General features: G+C 58.2%; 20 protein-coding genes and 1 tRNA gene. 16 read left to right on the plus strand and 5 right to left on the minus strand.

Features of this window, described 5'->3' with window-relative positions; genetic code table 11:
• The first annotated feature begins 1 nt into the window (after window position 1).
• Window positions 2-745, plus strand: a complete 744-nt coding sequence (locus ACJJVH_RS15625; protein ID WP_412064308.1) for a M48 family metallopeptidase — start codon at window positions 2-4, stop codon at window positions 743-745.
• Between the two features lie 141 nt (window positions 746-886).
• On the plus strand, window positions 887-1,381 hold the full coding sequence (locus ACJJVH_RS15630) for a hypothetical protein (RefSeq protein WP_412064309.1): 495 nt from the start codon (window positions 887-889) through the stop codon (window positions 1,379-1,381).
• Window positions 1,382-1,402: 21 nt separating this feature from the next.
• On the opposite strand, the gene ACJJVH_RS15635 is transcribed toward ACJJVH_RS15630, so the two are convergent.
• Entirely contained in the window at window positions 1,403-2,035 is a 633-nt protein-coding gene (locus ACJJVH_RS15635; protein WP_412064310.1) for a hypothetical protein, read from the minus strand.
• Window positions 2,036-2,205: 170 nt separating this feature from the next.
• On the opposite strand from ACJJVH_RS15635, the gene ACJJVH_RS15640 reads away from it, so the two are divergent.
• On the plus strand, window positions 2,206-2,781 hold the full coding sequence (locus ACJJVH_RS15640) for a recombinase family protein (protein ID WP_412065176.1): 576 nt from the start codon (window positions 2,206-2,208) through the stop codon (window positions 2,779-2,781).
• Here ACJJVH_RS15640 and ACJJVH_RS15645 read toward each other — a convergent pair.
• The 3 genes from ACJJVH_RS15645 to ACJJVH_RS15655 form a co-directional block, all read right to left on the minus strand.
• A complete protein-coding gene (locus ACJJVH_RS15645) occupies window positions 2,778-3,122 on the minus strand; it encodes a hypothetical protein (protein ID WP_412064311.1) in 345 nt (114 codons plus the stop codon). The two genes, ACJJVH_RS15640 and ACJJVH_RS15645, sit on opposite strands and share 4 nt — an antisense overlap.
• A gap of 188 nt (window positions 3,123-3,310) precedes the next feature.
• Window positions 3,311-4,369, minus strand: coding sequence for a hypothetical protein (locus ACJJVH_RS15650; protein WP_412064312.1), 1,059 nt, complete (start codon window positions 4,367-4,369; stop codon window positions 3,311-3,313).
• A gap of 896 nt (window positions 4,370-5,265) precedes the next feature.
• A complete protein-coding gene (locus ACJJVH_RS15655; RefSeq protein WP_412064313.1) occupies window positions 5,266-6,258 on the minus strand; it encodes a site-specific integrase in 993 nt (330 codons plus the stop codon).
• Window positions 6,259-6,392: 134 nt separating this feature from the next.
• Between ACJJVH_RS15655 and ACJJVH_RS15660 the strand changes: the two genes are divergently transcribed.
• The 3 genes from ACJJVH_RS15660 (at window position 6,393) to ACJJVH_RS15670 (ending at window position 9,445) form a co-directional block, all read left to right on the plus strand.
• Complete coding sequence (locus tag ACJJVH_RS15660) at window positions 6,393-7,829, plus strand: DUF6880 family protein (protein WP_412064314.1); 1,437 nt, start codon at window positions 6,393-6,395, stop codon at window positions 7,827-7,829.
• Window positions 7,830-7,979: 150 nt separating this feature from the next.
• The gene (locus tag ACJJVH_RS15665) at window positions 7,980-8,312 is read left to right on the plus strand and encodes a type II toxin-antitoxin system RelE/ParE family toxin (protein ID WP_412064315.1); all 333 of its coding nucleotides are present in this window, start codon (window positions 7,980-7,982) and stop codon (window positions 8,310-8,312) included.
• Window positions 8,313-8,356: 44 nt separating this feature from the next.
• Window positions 8,357-9,445 (plus strand): HigA family addiction module antitoxin, encoded by a 1,089-nt coding sequence (locus tag ACJJVH_RS15670; protein WP_412064316.1) that lies wholly within the window; start codon window positions 8,357-8,359, stop codon window positions 9,443-9,445.
• 743 nt (window positions 9,446-10,188) lie between these two features.
• Here the strand turns inward: ACJJVH_RS15670 and ACJJVH_RS15675 are convergent.
• Window positions 10,189-10,278, minus strand: a tRNA-Ser gene (locus ACJJVH_RS15675).
• Window positions 10,279-10,582: 304 nt separating this feature from the next.
• On the opposite strand from ACJJVH_RS15675, the gene rplU reads away from it, so the two are divergent.
• From rplU to modA, 10 genes are all read left to right on the plus strand, one after another.
• Entirely contained in the window at window positions 10,583-10,900 is a 318-nt protein-coding gene (gene rplU, locus ACJJVH_RS15680) for a 50S ribosomal protein L21 (protein ID WP_034510937.1), read from the plus strand.
• Between the two features lie 32 nt (window positions 10,901-10,932).
• Window positions 10,933-11,202, plus strand: a complete 270-nt coding sequence (rpmA, locus tag ACJJVH_RS15685; protein ID WP_007790980.1) for a 50S ribosomal protein L27 — start codon at window positions 10,933-10,935, stop codon at window positions 11,200-11,202.
• A gap of 129 nt (window positions 11,203-11,331) precedes the next feature.
• A complete protein-coding gene (locus tag ACJJVH_RS15690; RefSeq protein WP_112795858.1) occupies window positions 11,332-11,967 on the plus strand; it encodes a GNAT family N-acetyltransferase in 636 nt (211 codons plus the stop codon).
• Window positions 11,964-12,551, plus strand: a complete 588-nt coding sequence (locus ACJJVH_RS15695; RefSeq protein WP_113360519.1) for a GNAT family N-acetyltransferase — start codon at window positions 11,964-11,966, stop codon at window positions 12,549-12,551. The genes ACJJVH_RS15690 and ACJJVH_RS15695 overlap by 4 nt, the downstream gene beginning before the upstream one ends.
• Window positions 12,552-12,818: 267 nt before the next feature.
• Complete coding sequence (gene obgE / locus ACJJVH_RS15700; RefSeq protein ID WP_112795854.1) at window positions 12,819-13,919, plus strand: GTPase ObgE; 1,101 nt, start codon at window positions 12,819-12,821, stop codon at window positions 13,917-13,919.
• Window positions 13,916-15,085 carry a glutamate 5-kinase gene (proB, locus tag ACJJVH_RS15705; RefSeq protein WP_412064317.1) on the plus strand — a complete coding sequence of 390 codons (1,170 nt, stop codon included), beginning with the start codon at window positions 13,916-13,918 and terminating at the stop codon, window positions 15,083-15,085. The genes obgE and proB overlap by 4 nt, the downstream gene beginning before the upstream one ends.
• Window positions 15,078-16,361 carry a glutamate-5-semialdehyde dehydrogenase gene (locus tag ACJJVH_RS15710; RefSeq protein ID WP_412064318.1) on the plus strand — a complete coding sequence of 428 codons (1,284 nt, stop codon included), beginning with the start codon at window positions 15,078-15,080 and terminating at the stop codon, window positions 16,359-16,361. Before proB ends, ACJJVH_RS15710 begins: the two co-directional genes overlap by 8 nt.
• A gap of 37 nt (window positions 16,362-16,398) precedes the next feature.
• The gene (locus tag ACJJVH_RS15715; protein WP_412065177.1) at window positions 16,399-16,980 is read left to right on the plus strand and encodes a nicotinate-nucleotide adenylyltransferase; all 582 of its coding nucleotides are present in this window, start codon (window positions 16,399-16,401) and stop codon (window positions 16,978-16,980) included.
• Window positions 16,931-17,200, plus strand: a complete 270-nt coding sequence (locus ACJJVH_RS15720) for a hypothetical protein (protein ID WP_162749298.1) — start codon at window positions 16,931-16,933, stop codon at window positions 17,198-17,200. Before ACJJVH_RS15715 ends, ACJJVH_RS15720 begins: the two co-directional genes overlap by 50 nt.
• 336 nt (window positions 17,201-17,536) lie before the next feature.
• Window positions 17,537-18,334 carry a molybdate ABC transporter substrate-binding protein gene (gene modA, locus ACJJVH_RS15725; protein ID WP_112795848.1) on the plus strand — a complete coding sequence of 266 codons (798 nt, stop codon included), beginning with the start codon at window positions 17,537-17,539 and terminating at the stop codon, window positions 18,332-18,334.
• Window positions 18,335-18,370: the final 36 nt, after the last annotated feature.

The following is an 18,370-nucleotide window of genomic DNA, read 5'->3' on the forward strand; positions in this document are numbered from 1 at the left end:
TATGTCTATCTATCGCATCGGAGAGCGGGAAATCGAATATACCTTGCGGCGATCGCCAAGGGCCAAGAAGGCCAGCTTGAGCGTCACACCGCAATCCTTCGAACTGCTCGTGCCTGAGAGAGCGACCGAGGAGCAGATCAATGCCGTGCTGGAACGCCGGCGTAGCTGGATCATCGAGACCGTGCAGCACATGCGGGAGCGCGCCAGAGCGCAAACGCGAGTCTATCGATTCGTGACCGGGGCCAAAATCCCCTATCGCGGCCGGATGACTAGGCTCACCATAGAACCCTTTGACGGATCTCTGGCCGAGGTGAGCTTCCGCAATGGCTTCCAGATCCGCAAGCCGCAGCATCTATCGCCGGACTCCACCGACAGCATCATCGAGACCGCGCTAAGGCTTTGGCTGAAACGTCGGGTGCGCGACGACGCGCGCGATTTCATTCGCCGGCATGGCGAGCGACATGGGCTTAAGCCGCGCGGCGTGCAGATCAAGGACCAGAAGCACATGTGGGGCAGCTGCGGACAGGACCGGCAGATCAACCTCAACTGGCACCTGATCTTCGCACCGAAACCGGTTCTCGAATACGCCGTCGTCCACGAAATGTGCCACCTGAGGCATCGCAATCACGAACCCGAGTTCTGGGACCTCGTCGGACGCGTTCTGCCGGATTGGAAAGAGCGCAAGGCATGGCTCGACAAGAACGAGCATTTACTGGGATGGGAGAAGGTGGAGACATCGGTGTGACTAACGATGCATGCCAGTGTCTCCAGGAAGCTCACTGGCTGGCACGGCGCTTCCAGACGTTGCTTCGCAGCTCTCGACGTGCCAAACGCACCGGCGAGTCTCCCTGATCGATTGGGCGATGATGCTTGACCGGACATCGACATGGCTAAGAAGCAGAAGCGCGACAACGCGTATTATAAGGAACGCCTGGAGCGGGATTATCCAGCAATCTATGCGGATCTCAAAGCTGGAAAGCACGGCACCGTCGCGGATGCCGCGATAGCAGCTGGTCTGAAGAAAGTAAGAACGCGTTTACATGAATTGAAGAACGCTTGGACGAAGGCTAATGCCACAGAACAAAACGACTTCCTGCGATGGTTAGCAGGGGCAGGTGTGGTGCTGCCGTCGATCCCATCGCATGTTGCGGCTGCTCTTAGCTTCACCGTCGCCGTTGATCGACGGCTCGCGCCAGCCGCCATTCGACGCATTGAAGAAATTATGTTGAAGCGTCACCTCAAACCCGGAGATTTGATGGCCGAGCTGGGCTATTCTCGGCTCAACGCCTCCGTGGGAATGGCGTTAACGCGCGGAACGCAGCTCAAGCCCGACGTGATCCTCGCTTTGGAGAAGTGGCTGGTCGCCAACAGCAGCGTTTAGCCGCACATCAAGTAGATGTATCTACCGGGCAAGTATCTGGCAAAAGGCAGCCGCCTTAGCCATTTTTTCCTGGGCATCGGCACTTGGCACCGGGGCCGCCACAATGAAGCTGAGATCGTTTAGGCCATCGCCAGGATGAGCGGAAATTCGGACTGACATCCCGCTGCCCCAATGTCGAACGAAGTCGGATACCTTGCTTCCGAGATCGATATACATCACCCGCTCGCGGCTAACCTTCATCGACAGAAGATCCGTGCCAGAAATTTCGAGGCTACCGCCGAACGCGGCAACGTCAGCCTTTGTGCGGAGATCCTCATTCTGGGAAGGCCATACGTCGTTATCGAGCGGCACTGAGATCATAACGTATTGTTTTCCGTCATCACCGCAGCGGAGCATGAACGTGCCAGAACCTTTAATCGCTTTGTCGTTGACCTTCATGTTCTCAAGATTACTATACCACGTCACCTCCGAAGGCTTTGCCTTCACAGACATCTGGTTGGCACCGATAAACGCGTGGACCTGCGAACTTCCGGCCAACGCCGCGGAGGGGACAATGAAGGCGGCAAACAGGGCGGCGACAGTGAATTTCATGAGAACACCAACGGCATGAAGTTTCTGAACAACTTGGCGCACAAAAGGGAAGGGTTCCGTCATAACGAACCCGCGTTCTTTCGCCCCGCGCTAACGTGCTGATTTTCCAGAATACCGTTTCCGTGGTGCACAGAAATCCCACCGCGCACAAAAAGGTTCCTTTTATTCAATGGCTTGGCGAGTATTCTACTGGAAATTCCGAACGCCATCGAACGGCACCAGGCAGGATCAGGATGCGCAATTTTGGATACGCTCGTGTCAGCACCACCGAGCAGAACATGGATCTTCAACTTGCGGCACTGAAGGCAGCGGGCTGCGCAAAGATCTTGACCGATGAGGGCTTCTCCGGTGCAAACTTTTCGCGTCCAGGCTTGACCAAAATGCTGCGGGCACTACGACGTGGCGATACTCTGACTGTCTGGCGTCTGGATCGCCTCGGTCGGTCGCTGTTCGAGCTGTTAAACCTGGTCCGCGACCTCAACGAACGTGGTGTCGAATTTCGCTCGTTGAGCGAGAGCTTGGATACAAGCACCTCAGCCGGACGATTGCTTCTACACATCCTGGCGTCGATGGCCGAGTTCGAACGCTCGCTGATCAGCGAACGGACGCGCGCAGGCATGGCTGCTGCCCGCGCTCGTGGCAGTAGGATCGGCAGGCGACCGGCTATGACGTCGGAGCAGCTTGCGGACGCCAAATCCGCGATCGAAGGCAACCGACGCGCCGTTGCGGATATCGCGGACGAATACAAGATCCATCCGCGCACCCTCGGACGGCTGTTAAGAGAACAGCGAGCCACTAGATCCAATTAGACTGAAGGCTGCGTGGTGTTCGCCAAAACAGCATACACCCACCGTCCTCCGACGCGCGGCATGCTTCCATTTTCGCCCGCCAGCTTCCGGTTCAGCAGGCGAGCAACGTCGCCGTAAGTGCGCTCCTTGCGAAACCAAGTGAGGTATTCATGACCGCAGAGCTTGCGCATATCGCTATCGTAGCGGCGGGGGAAAGGCTCCATGTCAGATTCCAGGAGGTCGCAGACATCCTGCAGCGAAAGCTGGACTTCGTCGCGGACGCCCACGCCGGAAGCGTCCTTATTGTCGACGTAGTATTCGAAGCGGTTGCGGAAGAACCGGCGCATATCAATGAGATCCATTTGATTGTATCCTTACACTAAGTAGAAGAACGAGCGCGCCGACCGGCGCGCATCTATCGATCATGTCTGTTGCGGGCAACGGCTCGCCGGAGACCTCTGCATCTGGTGTAATCGACTTCTATGTTAAGTATCTTCTTTAAAAGAAGAACCCTATAGAAGCCGATTACATACTCCGGCTGGGGAAGCATCTATTCGGAACTGAGGAGAGGCTCCGGCGAGGGCTTTGCCTTCCTCCGGCAGGCCGCAGTGTTCAGCCGACTGCGCTTACGGTCCGCCTCCAAGACGGGTGATGCCGAGCCGGAAGTGCGGATGGTCATGCCGATTGCGTCAGCAGCTGCCTTCTTACAAAGCTCAGCGAGGGTGCAAGTGTCACAAGGAGCGCGCGTCTCGTCGATAGTTTCGGCGATCGCGAAGCAGCTAGGGAGCAAGTCGGCCCTATCAAGCTTAGTCACCTGCTCGGCTTCCAGAGCCCGATCTTCTGCCATACTCGTTGCCCGCTGCACGAGGTCGGCATGATCCACGTCGGCAGGTGCCAAAGAGAGAGCCTGGTCCAGCGTCAAATGGCGCTTGATAAGGACACGATCAGCAATCTGCTCAGCAAGCGCCCGGTTTTCGTGCCGCATCTCAGACAGCATCAAGCCGCGGAAATCCCTCTGAGGCGGCAAGTCGAGATTGTTCTCGATCCGATAGTGGGGCATCTCTGCGACCCTCTTCATCTGAAGCGGAAGAAGATCTTCCACCTTCTCGTTGAACACGGCCCACCAAGCCTCACTGTTCTTCTTCGACGCGTGTAACAGGTGCGGACGCATGTTCCAGAAACGCTTGCGACGCGATGAAAAATCGAACGCGAAATCGACCAGAAGATCATAAGGAACAAAAATAGCATCCGTGCGGGTCCGTGCCCGCCAGAGGGCCGTAAACCATGCAGCACGGGCAGCGGGTAGACCGTTCCTGACTCCCGATACCCTTTCAGCAAGCTCCACGTCGTTGTGCCTCCGAACGTGACGACGAAGCCCAGCGATGTAGTGGCGCCCGAAGAGCAGCGTCAACTCCAGAGGTGACGTAAAACGGTAGTCGAACCACCGCTGCATCATAAGCTGGCTCTCGTCCTTCCAGTCCTTCGGGTGGAGGATGGTCCGCATCCGCACGACATCTTCAATACGCTTATCAAGCTTTACCTGATCCATAGGCAGAGATTCTCCATCGGACGAAAATTCGTCCGTCAAAATACTGTTGGATATGGGCAAGCGCTTCCCTATCTCCTTTATAGCGAGATCAGGATTGGAGCGCATAAGATCGCGAAATAAACTTTCCGGCCTCCAACATCGCATCTTTTATTCGAGGATCCGCACTGGCTCGCTCGATCGACTTAAATGCAGAAATGTTATAGCCCGCTTCCTGACGCTCGCCTGTGCGCTTCCCTGTCGACTTGTGGCATGGGAGGTTCCTGACGCCGGATGCTTCCGGGCGCAGAGCCCATTCCCATCGCGTCTCGCGGATATTTCTAAGACTTCGATGTTTTCGGCACAGGAGAACCACAGGTGCCGTCATCCGACCTCCGAACGAATGAGGAGGTCAGGCGGCACCGGGTGAAGGCACACAAAAGAACGGCGCTCTCGGCTCCCCTATCCTTCACTCGCACCAGGCTATCGACATCGACCTGCACTGGGTCGCCGCGAGACCTCCTGCCACCAACATGCACGTGCCGGCATGGTGTGTAGATTGATCAACCGCCGAACTTGGTGAGGCTATCGCAGATATGTTTTCGGCGCTGGGGATGAAGGCGTCCCATGTTGAGACCGGACTATCTAGGCATCGGCTTGGATGATCAGGCGGCTTTTCGCACCTCATCGATTGCAATCAGTATCGACAAGGAACACACCCACAACCCAGGCGCGTCCGAATGCCTTTACATACGGGCAAAAAAGCGATTACCAGCCGTTTTTGTCAAGATAAGGTAAAGAAGACGCAAGGTTCGGGGCGATTTCCGCTCCAATTTCGGATATTATGCAAGGTAAAGCACAACCTGGAATACGTATTTTGAGGCGAATACGGCTCCCAACCTTGACAGATACAAGGCTATGCAAGGCTTCTGTCAAGGTTGCTCAGGTCGGATGTAAAGGTTTTGGTTAGGTTGATCGATCTACGCTAGACGGGAGACAAGGTCGTCCGCACTTAGATGAGTATAGCGCTTGAGCATCCTTAGTTCCTTATGACCGGAGATGCTGCTGACCTCGATCATGTTAAGTCCACGTTCGAACAGGCGGCTGACGCCCTCGTGGCGAAGATCATGAAAGCGAAGGTTCTTGATACCGGCGCGAACCAGAAGGCGACGCCAGGTTTGCTCCAAAGCTCCAGGGCTCATCGGGAAGACGGTAGATGCATCTACTTCGACTTGAGCTTTCCAGCTCATCAGCTCGGCAAATGCTCGCTGCGAAAGCGGCACCTCTCGCCCAGATCCATTTTTTGTCATCGTCAAAGTGATCACCCGGCGATTGTGCGAGATGTCTGTCCAATCCAATCCGAGGATCTCCCCACGGCGCATCCCGGTCTCGATCGCGACGATGATCAGCGTTCGAAGGAATGGGATCTTACCAGCATCACAGCCATCGAGAAGCCTTTGTTCTTCGTCACCAGCCAGGCGTCGGCTGCGCTCGTTTCGGATCACCGGGCGGCGAACCAGCTTAACGACGTTCTTCGCGAGCGGCATACCCCAATCTCGAATAGCAACCTCAAGCGTGTGGCTGAGGATCGCCATTTCGCGCACCGCCGTAGATGGAGCTACCAATTGAAGCCTCTCGTCACGAAAAGATGCGATGTCTTGCTGGCCGAGACCAATCAGCGTGCGGTGCGAGAGGTCGTGACGCCGGAGAACATCAATGCGTTGCGCTTCCTGAACCGCACCTCGCTTGAGTGGCGTAACCTCTTTCTGATAACGCTCTAGAAGCTCACCCAGCGTTGTGGTCTCGAGGATCTTCGTGTCCGGCGCCATACCAAAGCGATCGACCTGCGCCTCAAGGTCTCGCGCCCACTTCTCCGCCTCAGCTTTGCTGTCGAAGCTCTTCGCTCGCGGTTTCATTCCACGACGGCGGACCTGTGCCTGCCACCGTCCTCTAAGTTTTCTGATCGTTGCCATCTCAATCTCCGTTTGTGATCGAGATGATGCGTAGGATGCCCCGTTGAGGAGGCCAAGGATAATTCCGGCGCGCCAGCCTTGGCTCCGACAAGCCTCTGCGTTAGTCATAATTCGAAAGAGACGGTCGACGGAATATGGCAACCAAAACCACCCTCAACGCGAAGAACCTTGAAGCTCTCGGCGCACAGCGGCTAGCCGAACTCCTGATCGAAATCAGCACCGGCAGCGCCGCGCACAAGCGCCGTCTCCGCATGGAGCTTGCCGGGAACCACAGTAGTGCCGAGGTTGCCAGAGAGGTCCGTAAACGGCTTTCCAGCATCGCGCGCGCCAAGACCTTCATTGACTGGCGCAAGGTCAAGGCGACGAAGACCGACCTGGAGACACAGCGCAGGACAATCGTCGAAACCATCGCCCCCGACGATCCGGTGCAGGCTTTCGAACTGATTTGGCAGTTCCTGACGATCGCAGATCCCCTATTCGAGCGCTCCGACGACAGCAGCGGCTCATTGATCCAGAGCTTTCACCAAGCCGGCACCGACGCCGGGATCATTGCCAAGGCTGCAAAAATCGACGCAGATGTTCTTGCTGAAAAAGTGTTCAAAGCGTTCCAGGACAACGGTTACGGCCAATTTGACAGACTGATCACGGCGATGGCTCCAGCACTCGGCAACGAAGGTCTGGAACGTCTCAAGGCGCTCTTCGTCGCTTGGTCTAAAGAAGCAATGGAAAAGCCGGCTAAAAATGATCGGCGGGTCATGGGCTGGAGCAGCGCAGGTGCGATCTACGAGGACGAAGTCTACGGAAGTCGCAAGGATCTCACCGTGCGCATCGCGCTGCAGGAGATTGCTGACGCCCAGGGTGACGTGGATGCCTATATCGCTCAGCAGCCGGAGAAGACACGTGGCGCTCCGATGGTTGCCGCGGATATCGCCAACCGTCTTGTCTCAGCGGGACGAGCCGAAGAAGCACTCGCGGCGCTCGACAAGGTCGAGACCAAGGGACGGCAGGACGTTCCGTTCGAATGGCAGCTGGCACGCACCGAGGCACTGGAAGCGCTGGAGCGCAATGATGAAGCCCAGGCATTCCGGTGGGCATGCTTTGAACAGTCGCTGAATGACGAGCATCTCCGCGCCTACGTCCGTCGCCTGCCTGATTTCGACGACATCGAAGCCGAGGAACGAGGCTACGCATTCGCCCAAGCATTTCCGGATGCCAATCGCGCCCTCTACTTTTTCCTGCGCTGGCCTTCACCGGCAAAAGCAGCCAAGCTGGTGACGGAGCGCGCAACTGAGTTGGACGGTGATCTATACGAACTGATGACCCCGGCTGCTGAGGTGCTTTCGACGAGGCATCCACTGGCTGCAACCATTGTGCTGCGCTCCATGATCGACTTCACCCTGGAGAGTGGACGGTCGAGTAGATACAAGCACGCGGCACGACACCTTGCGGAATGCCGATCGTTGGCGAGCCAGATCGAAGATTTCGACAGCATCAAGCCCCACGACGCCTACGTGGCCGACCTGAAAAGGGAGCATGGACGGAAGTCCGGGTTTTGGAGCCTGGTCCTGTAATCGGCCAGATAGTCAATGTGGATAACCAAGACTTTAGAGTCACTTACATCAACACACCTGCTTGACCGAACTTTTGTTTTTACGGACGACGTGTTACCTATTGCGTAACGCAACCGATTCTATTACTTAATAGGTAACAGGCAAACGCTGATGAAATTCGATTTTGCAAATAGCAAACTTCGACGTCAGCTGGAGTCTGACAAGGAGTTGAGGAAGGCATACGGTGATCGCGCCGGTCGTCTTAAAATGCGGCTGGCGGTGTTGGAGCAAGCGAGCAATCTCAGCGAGGTCCCTACTGATCCGCCAGATCGATGCCATCAGCTTGATGGTGAATGGGCTGGCTGTTTCGCAGTAGCTATAACCGGGAACTGGCGGCTCATTTTCGAGCCTGATCACGACCCAGTCCCAATGCGCGATGACGGAGGCATAGACCGTGCCGCCGTTGTCGCGATTCGGATTCGCGCTGTTGTTGACTACCACTGAAACCACATGACCTTCCAAATAATGAGTGGCGATGGGATCGGGCGATGGTGGCTGTAGCAAAAAAGGATGACTGGTCGCCGGACTGGGCAACTCATCCTGGTGAGCATCTTGCGGAATATATAGAGGACCGAGGCTGGTCTCAGGCCGAATTTTCTAGGCTTGCGGACATGAGTCCGAAACACGTTAGCACAATTATCAACGGCACCAATCCGGTGACGGCAGAAACAGCACTTAAGCTTGAGCGTGTTTTAGGCCTGAAGGCCAGCATTTGGACAGGGCTACAGGCTAAGTGGGATCTTCACGAGGCAAAAGCCGCAAACCAACAGGCTTTGGCAGACGCAGATCAAATTCTTTCCAACTTCCCGATAAAGGATTTGAAAGATCGGGGTGCGTTACCCGCGACAAATGATAAGGCCCGACTTCTAAATTCTCTCCTTGAATTCTTCGCTGTCGGCAGTCCTCATGCTTTCGGTGCCAGATGGACAAACTTAGCCGTCCATCACAGGCAATCTAAGGCATTCGAGACCAGTCAGTATCACGTCGCAGCATGGCTGCTTTTAGGAGAGAAGAAAGCCCGCGGGCTGCACTTACCTAAATTCGACGCAGGTAAGTTTGCGGACGCGGTTATGGAAATTAGAAAGCTCACCACGACTGGACCGGAGGTTTTCTATCCTAGAATGTCGGAGCTATGCCGCAACGCGGGCGTCGCGTTTGTGCTTGAAAAGCCGATATCGAAAACTTGTTTATTCGGTTCCGCACGTTGGCTCGAAGGCGACCGAGCAATTATTCAGATGTCGTTGCGAATGAAGAGTAATGACCATTTCTGGTGGACTTTTTTCCACGAGGCCGCGCATATAACCTTGCACAAGGGTCGAGCTTTTGCCGACGATAAGGGTGGTGAGGGTGACGGAGTAGAGGACGAAGCAGACTCCTGGGCCGAAGAGACTCTGGTCGGGAGCGCTAGATTTGCGGCATTCAAAAGAACGAATCCGCGATCCGAGATCTCTGTGAAGGCATTCGCCCAGCAAATCGACATACACCCTGGTATTGTAGTGGGAATGCTTCAGCACTGCGGCGCTATACCCTATAAAAATCTGAACAGTTTGAAAGCCCGCTTCGAGTGGGCTGACTAACGCCCCTCGTTAATTCGAGCTACGAGATGAACCAATTCGATTACCTGGTAGGTCTCAGAAGAGAGCTTTTGAACCAAATCGGCGTCATAGAAAGCGCGAGATATTCGTTGTCGTGGGACGACACGATCTCAAACTACTCAACCCGGCGAGCTCTGGTCGACGTCTTGGAGCGCTACATAGGTGCCGGAGCAGATCTCGGATTACTAGTCGTCACTCGGCATAGCACTTGCCCAAACAAACGGCACCCCGAGTATCCGACGAGTAATAAATACGGTTACAATATCCCTTATCGATCAGATGAGTTCATCTGGGAGGGGGATCAACTTTATCAGGGAAAACGGATTTGCATTTGTCCGTGTTCCGTTCGGAATACTCCGTCCGAACATTGGGTAATCGACGACTTCGTATTCAAGCGAGACGCCGATCTAATTTTCTGCCGTCAGCTATCGAGTGTTCTCTCAGACGTGCACTGCGCGATCGAGAACTCAGGCGACAAGAAGCCCCGATCCGGGATTCGTGAGTATCTCCTCCGGGCAATATTGACACTGAACGATGCGATCCTGCCTCAAACCGTCGAAGAGTATATCGGCAGGCGGACGCGCGCTGATAGAACCAGCCAAGCCTAGCTTCGAGATTCATCTCGCTTGTGCCTTGAGTGTGGCCCTGGCCAACTCCGGCATCGGCTTCAAAGACCGAGCAAACTCAGAAAATCGCGGGAAAGCCTTACGGCCAAAGGCTCATGATGGCGGAGAGGGTGGGATTTGAACCCACGATACCCTTGCAGGTATGCCGCATTTCGAGTGCGGTGCATTCGACCACTCTGCCACCTCTCCGGATATGCTGGTCGGCGCTGTCAGGCGCGGGGGGCTACATAGCGAGAGAAGAGAGGGATGGCAAGGGCGAATGTGAAAGCTTTTCATCCTTTTGCCTTGACAGATCAGGGACGCTTATATATCCCGTGCGGCGCAATAGGTGTGGATAAGTCCGCGCCTTGCCTGTCCTGCTTCGCGCAGGGCTTCACCGGCAGATCTTTTTGAAGGCCCAAGCCTTTGGAATTCCTGCTAAATTCTGGACTGATAAAAAGACGGCCGCTTGCCTTGTGGCAAGAGAGCCGGAACGAACATGAAAGGATAAAAAATGTTCGCAGTCATCAAGACCGGCGGTAAGCAGTACCGTGTGGCAGCCGACGACGTGCTGACCATCGAGAAGCTCGAAGTCACCGCCGGCGACATCGTAGAATTCACCGAAGTCCTCGTTATCGGCGAAGGCGCCGACGCTGCGATTGGCGCTCCCTTCGTCAAGGGTGCCTCCGTCAAGGCCGAAGTGGTCGAGCACAACCGCGGCAAGAAGGTCATCGCCTTCAAGAAGCGCCGCCGTCAGAACTCGAAGCGTTCGCGCGGCCATCGCCAGCATCACACGGTCGTCCGCATCACGGACATCGTGGCTGCCAAGTAAGTAACGGGATCAAGGTTTAAAGGAGAACTCCAATGGCACACAAAAAAGCTGGCGGTTCCTCGCGCAACGGTCGCGATTCCGAATCCAAGCGCCTTGGCGTGAAGAAGTTCGGCGGCGAAACCGTCATCGCAGGCAACATTATCGTGCGTCAGCGCGGTACGCAGTGGCATCCGGGTTCCAACGTCGGCCTCGGCAAGGATCACACGATTTTTGCGCTTACGGCAGGCAACGTGAACTACCGTACGAAGGCCAATGGCCGCGTGTACGTGTCTGTAATGCCGAAAGCGGAAGCAGCGGAATAAGCCGGTAGCGCTCTAAAACAGCCGGCGTCTCATCGACCCGGCTGATGCTACAAGGTTCAGTCAAGAAAAAAGGGGAGATGGGGCGCCATCTCCCCTTTTTCTTTACCCTCAACCAAGGAGGACTGAACCATGCAAGGCGAATTGTTAAGGGAAGACCAATCAAGGTCTCCCGAAGAGCGGCTGAGGCCGGACAGGTTAAGGACCGATTGCCCCGTCTTACTGTCGGAAAGGCTCGTTCTGCGCGCGCCCCACGAAGAAGACATCGACGCCCTTGCCCATCTCGCCAACAACGCCAATGTCGCCACAATGGTATCGCGTATGCCGCACCCGTATACGAACGCCGATGCCGCCGATTTCGTGCGACGCACGAAGCTTGGCGAGATTGGCAAGTGCGTCTATGCCATTACCAAAGCCGACAACGGCGCCTTCCTCGGATGCTGCGGGGTCGAGCCCACCGGCGATCCGCGCACTGTCGAGATCGGCTACTGGCTGGGCGAGCCCTACTGGAACCAGGGCTACACGACGGAAGCCGCCCATGCGCTGATCGACATGGTCTTCCGCACCCGTGAGAACGTCGCCCAGATCGATGCCCGTTGCCGGGTCATGAACGTCGCATCCAGGCGCGTCATCCAGAAGTGCGGCTTCCAGTTCCAGGGCTCGGGCCTCGCCGCTTCGCTGGCGCTCGGCAGCACCGTGCCGGTCGAATGGTACAGGCTCGATCGCAAGACCTGGATGTCGTTGCGCAGCTGGGGAGGCCTGAGATGAACGCGCTCGCCCTCACCCGCCGCGATGCCGGAATCCTGATGCCGGGCCCGACGCCGGTTATCCAGACCGGACGGCTGACCCTGCGCCCGCACCGGCTCGGCGATGCCGATGCGATGGCGGAATCGCTCTCCGATTTCGCCGTCACCCGCATGCTGGCCCGCGTGCCTGCCCCCTACGACCGGCAGGATGCGCTGGACTGGCTGGTCGAGCACACGTCCGGCCTCGGCACCGATTGGGCGCTGGCCATCACGGAGCGGGACGATGTCCACATCGGTTGCGTCGGCATCGAGCTCCGCCGCGGCCACTGGCACCTCGGTTACTGGCTGAACCGCTTCTACTGGCGGCAAGGCATCATGACCGAAGCAGTCAAGGCCGCGCTGGAGCGTTTTGCCCGCCGCATGCCCGGCGTCGCCGTCCATTCCGGCGTCTTCGCCGACAATCCGGCCTCGTTGAAGCTGCAGCAGAAGCTCGGCTTCGAGATCACCGGTTGCTCGGAGATCTACAGCTTCGCCCGCAACACCATGGTTCCGCATATCGAAACCATGCTGAAGCCGGGCGCGTTGCGGCTCTCGCAAGCGGCGTGACGCCTTGAAAACCGGTCATCGCCGGCCCTCCCGGCGATGACCGTCGTGCCAATCACGCGGTTCTCTCTTTTTATGGCGCCGCGACCGCACGATATTCTTTGACCTCGGCCCGAAGCGCCTATATCGAAGGCGACATGACGGGCAAATGGCCGGCCGATAGATCCTTCGGGATGGATAAGGCGGCAGCAATTGAAAAGAGCGCATAGGCTTTTCCGAATCCCATTCGATCCGAAGGGATATGCGCCGACACCGGGTGACGGACGTAAGATGAAATTTCTCGATGAAGCAAAAGTCTATATTCGCTCGGGCGATGGCGGCGCAGGCAGCGTCTCCTTCCGGCGCGAAAAGTTCATCGAATTCGGCGGCCCGGATGGCGGTGACGGCGGCCGAGGCGGCGATGTCTGGGTCGAGGCCGTCAACGGCCTCAACACGCTGATCGATTTCCGCTACCAGCAGCATTTCAAGGCCAAGATCGGCATGCACGGCATGGGCAAGAACCGCGCCGGCGCCAAGGGCGACGACGTGACCCTGAAAGTCCCTGTCGGCACGCAGATCTTCGAGGAAGACGACGAAACGCTGATCTGCGACCTGACGGAGGAAGGCCAGCGCTTTCGGCTTGCCGCCGGCGGCAATGGCGGTTTCGGCAACGCCTATTTCAAATCCTCGGTCAACCAGGCGCCGGATTGGGCCAATCCCGGCCTGCCGGGTGAGGAAAAGACCATCTGGCTGCGGCTGAAGCTGATCGCCGATGCCGGGCTCGTCGGCCTGCCCAACGCCGGAAAATCGACCTTCCTCGCGTCCGTCAGCCGCGCGCGGCCGAAGATCGCCAATTATCCGTTCACGACGCTGCATCCCAATCTCGGCGTTGCCACCATCGACGGCCAGGAGTTCATTCTGGCCGACATTCCCGGCCTGATCGAAGGCGCCCATGAAGGTGTCGGCATCGGCGACCGCTTCCTCGGCCATGTCGAGCGCACCCGCGTGCTGCTGCATCTGGTCTCCGCCCAGGAAGAAAAGGTCGGCAAGGCCTACAAGACCGTCAAGCACGAGCTGGAAGCCTATGGCAACGAGATCACGGACAAGCCGGAGATCGTCGCCCTCTCGCAGATCGACGTGCTGGACGAGGAAACGCTGAAGAAGAAGACGCGCGAGCTTGCCCGCGCCTGCGGCAAGACGCCCTTCCAGATTTCCGCCGTCACCGGTCGTGGCATGACGGAAGTGCTGCGCGCGCTGCGCGACGTCATCGTCGAAGCCAATGCCGGCGAAGCGGACAAGCCGGCGAAGACACCGAAGCTGCGGCACCGCGATATGCAGCTCTCCGACGATGCGGGCGAAGACGAAGGCGACCACGAGGATCATCAGGGATGACAGCCCGCAAGCCGCTCGACCGCTACCGCCGCATCGTCATCAAGATCGGCTCTGCCCTTCTCGTCGATCGCAAGACCGGCTTGAAGAAATCCTGGCTCGACGGCATGTGTGCCGACATCGCAGCATTGAAGGCCAAGGGCATCGATGTCCTGGTCGTTTCCTCGGGCGCAATCGCGCTCGGCCGCTCCGTGCTCGACCTGCCCTCCGGCGCGCTGAAGCTGGAAGAAAGCCAGGCAGCGGCCGCTGTAGGCCAGATTTCTCTGGCCCGCGCCTGGTCAGAGAGCCTGTCGCATGACGATATCGTCGCCGGCCAGATCCTGCTGACGCTCGGCGACACCGAAGAACGCCGCCGTTACCTCAACGCCCGCGCCACCATCAACCAGCTTTTGAAGATCGGCGCCGTGCCGATCATCAACGAGAACGATACGGTCGCGACCAGCGAAATCCGCTATGGCGACAATGACCGCCTCGCCGCCCGCGTCGCCACCATGACCGGCGCCGATCTGCTGGTGCTGCTGTCTGACATCGACGGCCTTTATACCGCGCCGCCGCATCTCGACCCGCAGGCGAAATTCCTCGATACGATCGCGGATATCACGCCCGAAATCGAAGCCATGGCCGGCGGTGCCGCTTCGGAACTGTCGCGCGGCGGCATGCGCACCAAGATCGATGCCGGCAAGATCGCGACCAGCGCGGGCTGCGCCATGATTATTGCTTCCGGCAAGACCGACCGGCCGCTGAATGCCATCGAGAATGGTGCCCGCTCCTCCTGGTTCGCGCCGTCGGGCACGCCTGTCACCGCGCGCAAGACCTGGATTGCCGGCCAACTGCAGCCGGCTGGCGAGCTGCATGTCGACGACGGCGCCGTCACCGCGCTTGGCGCCGGCAAAAGCCTGCTGCCCGCCGGCGTGCGCAAGGTCGTCGGCCATTTCGGCCGTGGCGATACCGTCGCCGTCATCGGGCCTTCCGGCCGTGAGATCGCCCGTGGCCTTGCCGGTTACGATGCTGAAGAAGCCCGCCAGATCACCGGCCGCAAATCGGCGGAGATCGAGGCGATCCTCGGCTATGCAGGCCGCGCCGCCATGGTGCATCGCGACGACCTCGTCATGACCGCTTCCGTCAAGGCGAAGGCCGAGAAATTGAAGAGAGATGAAGCCCATGCTTGATGCTGTCGCACAAAGCCCCGACATCGATGCGCTGATGAACGATATCGGCCGCAAGGCCCGGGCTGCGTCGCGACCGTTGGCTTTCGCTTCGACCGCAAGCAAGAACAAGGCGCTTACCGCCATGGCGGATGCCATTCTGGCCCGCAAGGATCATATCCTTGCGGAAAACGCCAAAGACCTCAAAGACGTCGAGGGCACGGACATGCTCGCTTCCTTCGTCGATCGCCTGATACTGAACGACAAGCGCGTCGCCGAAATGGCAGAGGGCATTCGCGCCATCGCTGCCCTCGCCGATCCGGTCGGCGAAGTCATCGCGGCCTGGGATCGCCCGAACGGCCTGAAGATCGAGCGCGTCCGTACGCCGCTCGGCGTCATCGGCGTCATCTTCGAAAGCCGCCCGAATGTCACTGCCGATGCCGGCGCGCTGTGCCTGAAGGCCGGCAATGCCGTGATCCTGCGCTGCGGCAGCGATTCGCGGCGTTCCTCGCAGGCCATTCACGAATGCCTGGTCGAAGGGCTGAAGGTAGCCGGCCTGCCGGAACACTCCATTCAGCTCGTGCCGGTCAGCGACCGTGCTGCCGTCGGCGCCATGCTGCGTGGGCTGGAAGGCAATATCGACGTCATCGTGCCGCGCGGCGGCAAGAGCCTCGTCGCCCGCGTACAGGCCGAGGCGCGCGTGCCGGTCTTTGCCCATCTTGAGGGCCTTTGCCATATCTACATCGACGCCTCGGCCGATCTGGACATGGCGAAATCCGTCGTCGTCAACGCCAAGATGCGCCGCACCGGCATCTGCGGTGCCGCCGAAACGCTTCTGGTCGACAAGAAGGTCGCCTCCACCCATCTGAAGCCGCTGCTCGACGGGCTTGTCGAGGCCGGCTGCGAAATCCGCGGCTCGGCCGATGTGCTCAAGCTCGTTCCCGGCGTGAAAGCCGCAACCGAAGAGGATTGGACGACCGAATATCTGGCCGCGATCATTTCGGTCGCGCTGGTGGACGGCATTTCCGGCGCGATCGACCATATCGGCCAATATTCGTCGAACCATACCGAAGCCGTGATTGCCGAAGACCCGGCTGTTGTCGAGCGCTTCTTCACCGAAATCGATTCGGCGATCCTGCTGCACAATGCCTCGACGCAGTTTGCCGATGGCGGCGAATTCGGCATGGGCGCGGAAATCGGCATCGCCACCGGCAAGATGCATGCCCGCGGCCCGGTCGGCGTCGAACAGCTGACCTCCTTCAAATACCGCGTGCGCGGCAGCGGACAGATACGGCCCTGATGTGCTGAAGGAAGAGGTCGATCAACGCTATCTGCGCATGCCCCATGCCGAACGCGGCATGGTGGTCGGTCTTTTCGGCGGCTCGTTCAACCCGCCGCATCGCGGGCATGCGCTGGTGGCAGAGATCGCCATTCGCCGGCTTGGCCTCGATCAGCTCTGGTGGATGGTGACGCCGGGCAATCCGCTGAAGAGCCACAATCACCTTGCGCCGCTCGCCGAGCGCATCGCCCTCAGCGAACAGATCCTCCACGATCCCCGCATCAAGGTGACGGCATTCGAGCAGACGCTGGGCATGAGCTATACGGCCAATACGCTGGCGCAGGTGAAGGCGCGCAACAGCCATGTTCATTTCATCTGGATCATGGGCGCCGACAGCCTGAACACGTTCCACCGCTGGCAGAAATGGCAGGACATCGCCCGCACCTTCCCGATCGCCGTCATCGACCGGCCGGGATCGACGCTATCCTATCTCTCGGCCAAGATGGCAAAGACGTTTCACTATGCGCGCGTCGACGAGGATGACGCCCGCGTGCTGTGGAAGAAGCGCGCGCCCGCCTGGACCTTCATCCATGGGCCACGCTCGCCGCTCAGCTCGACTGCTTTGCGCGCTGCACAATAAACACATTGAATTTTGGGAAATCCGGAAAATAAAAAGCCCGACGGGGGAGGAGGATCCGTCGGGCTTTGAACCTGATCAGCAACTGGGAGGAGGAGAGTTGCTGATCCATATCGAACGGCATTGGGAGGAGGAGATCGCCGTTTCGATGATTGTGTTGTACCAGATTTTACCAGTTGATAAATGGCTGATTGCGCAATGCAGCAATGCATATTGCGCATAGCACGAGATATTTATTGCCCAAAAAACGCTTCTTTCGCGAAAAGACCGCCATATGCGTTTGAATGCAGTTCCGAACCTACGGCTGAAAAGCCCGCAATTCCACGGTTCGTAACGTTACGTCTCACTTCGTGAGCGTTCGCCAATCCGCTGGGCGAATCTAGTCATGCGTTTTTGTAAAGTTGCATGGCGTCTTATATGCGTCGCGATATTGAAAATCCATAGAATTCGTGGGGTTACACGACGATATCGCGATGTATTTTTCCGAACACATCCCTAGCCAAGCTTCGCGCATCGTTATATCTCTCGAAACATGTCGACATCTTTGGGGAGAAATAAGATGGCCACCAGCCGCCGCAGATGGATCAAGCTTGCAACCGCCGCACTGTCAGCCGCATGGCTTGGCCTCTCGGTCACGCCGACGCCGGCACTCGCCGCCGAAAAGATCGTCGTTTTCGCCGCCGCCAGCATGAAAAACGCGCTCGACAACGCCGATGCCGCCTTTACCAAGGAAACCGGCAAGGAAGTCACCGTCTCCTATGCGGCGAGCGGACCGCTGGCCAAGCAGCTTGAAAACGGCGCACCGGCCGATGTCTTCATCTCTGCCGACACCAACTGGATGGACTATGTCGCCCAGCGGAAGCTGATCAAGGACGACAGCCGCGTCAATCTCCTCGGCAACAAGCTGGTTCTCGTTGCCGCCAAGGACAAGGCCAAGCCGGTCGAAATCAAGCACGGCTTCGACCTCGCCGCCCTGCTTGGCGATGGCCGCCTGGCGATCGGCCAGCCGGAATCGGTGCCGGCAGGCAAATACGGCAAGACCGCGCTGGAAAAGCTCGGCATCTGGTCTTCGGTCGAAAAGAAGGTCGCCGGCGCCGAAAGCGTGCGCGCAGCCCTCGCGCTGGTTTCGCGCGGCGAGGCGCCCTACGGCATCGTCTATCAGACCGATGTCTCCGCCGATCCGGGCGTTGCCGTCGTCGGCACCTTCCCGGCGGATAGCCACCCGCCGATCGTCTACCCCTTCGCCATCACCAGCAGCAGCAAGAACCCCGATGTGCAAGCCTATTTCGACTATCTGAAATCGGCCAAGGCCGTTCCCTTCTTCGAGCATGAGGGCTTCACTGTCCTGAAGCGATAGATATCATCGCACGCATCCGGGACAGGGAAGACAACG

Source organism: Rhizobium sp. SYY.PMSO (assembly GCF_046840415.1).
GTDB lineage: Bacteria > Pseudomonadota > Alphaproteobacteria > Rhizobiales > Rhizobiaceae > Rhizobium.

Coding starts and splice junctions, on each gene's coding strand:
- ACJJVH_RS15625 (WP_412064308.1), top strand. CDS start 2: ATGTCTATCTATCGCATCGGAGAGCGGGAAATCGAATATACCTTGCGG.
- ACJJVH_RS15630 (WP_412064309.1), top strand. CDS start 887: ATGGCTAAGAAGCAGAAGCGCGACAACGCGTATTATAAGGAACGCCTG.
- ACJJVH_RS15635 (WP_412064310.1), bottom strand. CDS start 2,035: ATGACGGAACCCTTCCCTTTTGTGCGCCAAGTTGTTCAGAAACTTCAT.
- ACJJVH_RS15640 (WP_412065176.1), top strand. CDS start 2,206: ATGCGCAATTTTGGATACGCTCGTGTCAGCACCACCGAGCAGAACATG.
- ACJJVH_RS15645 (WP_412064311.1), bottom strand. CDS start 3,122: ATGGATCTCATTGATATGCGCCGGTTCTTCCGCAACCGCTTCGAATAC.
- ACJJVH_RS15655 (WP_412064313.1), bottom strand. CDS start 6,258: ATGGCAACGATCAGAAAACTTAGAGGACGGTGGCAGGCACAGGTCCGC.
- ACJJVH_RS15660 (WP_412064314.1), top strand. CDS start 6,393: ATGGCAACCAAAACCACCCTCAACGCGAAGAACCTTGAAGCTCTCGGC.
- ACJJVH_RS15665 (WP_412064315.1), top strand. CDS start 7,980: ATGAAATTCGATTTTGCAAATAGCAAACTTCGACGTCAGCTGGAGTCT.
- ACJJVH_RS15670 (WP_412064316.1), top strand. CDS start 8,357: ATGGTGGCTGTAGCAAAAAAGGATGACTGGTCGCCGGACTGGGCAACT.
- rplU (WP_034510937.1), top strand. CDS start 10,583: ATGTTCGCAGTCATCAAGACCGGCGGTAAGCAGTACCGTGTGGCAGCC.
- rpmA (WP_007790980.1), top strand. CDS start 10,933: ATGGCACACAAAAAAGCTGGCGGTTCCTCGCGCAACGGTCGCGATTCC.
- ACJJVH_RS15690 (WP_112795858.1), top strand. CDS start 11,332: ATGCAAGGCGAATTGTTAAGGGAAGACCAATCAAGGTCTCCCGAAGAG.
- ACJJVH_RS15695 (WP_113360519.1), top strand. CDS start 11,964: ATGAACGCGCTCGCCCTCACCCGCCGCGATGCCGGAATCCTGATGCCG.
- obgE (WP_112795854.1), top strand. CDS start 12,819: ATGAAATTTCTCGATGAAGCAAAAGTCTATATTCGCTCGGGCGATGGC.
- proB (WP_412064317.1), top strand. CDS start 13,916: ATGACAGCCCGCAAGCCGCTCGACCGCTACCGCCGCATCGTCATCAAG.
- ACJJVH_RS15710 (WP_412064318.1), top strand. CDS start 15,078: ATGCTTGATGCTGTCGCACAAAGCCCCGACATCGATGCGCTGATGAAC.
- ACJJVH_RS15715 (WP_412065177.1), top strand. CDS start 16,399: ATGCCCCATGCCGAACGCGGCATGGTGGTCGGTCTTTTCGGCGGCTCG.
- ACJJVH_RS15720 (WP_162749298.1), top strand. CDS start 16,931: ATGGGCCACGCTCGCCGCTCAGCTCGACTGCTTTGCGCGCTGCACAAT.
- modA (WP_112795848.1), top strand. CDS start 17,537: ATGGCCACCAGCCGCCGCAGATGGATCAAGCTTGCAACCGCCGCACTG.